Below are 704 nucleotides of genomic sequence, written 5' to 3' on the forward strand. Positions count from 1 at the left end.
CCTGAACAGATAACAGGGCGACTGAGGATGCTGGGTTGGCAAGATGTCCCAAGCCATGAATCGATATACCAACACATCTATACTGACAAAAAGGCAGGGGGTGATCTACACACCACCCTCAGATGTCAAAAGCGTTATAAGAGACGGTATCTGCACGGCAATGATAGGCGCGGGAAAATAGCGAACCGCTGTGATATCACTGAGCGTCCTAGCATCATTGAGACACGCAGTCGTATGGGCGATTATGAAGGGGATACGGTGGTTGGTCATGGACATCAAGGTGTTCTGGTTACTTTAGTAGATAGAACAACTCGAGAGACTAAGATCAAAGCGCTACCCAATCGTAAGGCGAAAGCTGTCACACAAGCTTGTATTGACATGCTAAAAGGTGAGCAGGCGTTAAGCATCACCTTTGACAACGGTAAAGAGTTTGCTGACCATGAAGCGATGGCAACCGCGTTAAAGGCTGATATTTACTTCGCTCAGCCTTATCATTCTTGGGAGCGCGGAACGAATGAGAATACCAATGGTTTAATTCGTCAGTTTCTACCTAAGTCGATGCGTCTAGATAACCTATGCAGGCACTTAGTTCAGTCGATTGAAGACAGTTTAAATAATCGACCTAGAAAGGTGCTAGGGTTTAGAACACCGCTTGAGGTAAAATCTAGCTTCGGGTGCGTTGCACTTCGATGTTGAATCCAAGA

1 protein-coding gene is annotated in these 704 nt (G+C 46.2%); it reads left to right on the top strand.

Annotation, left to right across the window (positions count from 1 at the left end; translation table 11 throughout):
* Positions 1 to 696: IS30 family transposase (locus H9653_RS12390; RefSeq protein WP_191692592.1), on the top strand; the 696-nt coding region annotated here is incomplete at its 5' end.
* Between the last annotated feature and the right edge of the window lie 8 nt (positions 697 to 704).

Origin of the sequence: Psychrobacter communis, assembly GCF_014836505.1 — a bacterium.
In the GTDB taxonomy this organism is placed as follows: domain Bacteria; phylum Pseudomonadota; class Gammaproteobacteria; order Pseudomonadales; family Moraxellaceae; genus Psychrobacter; species Psychrobacter faecalis.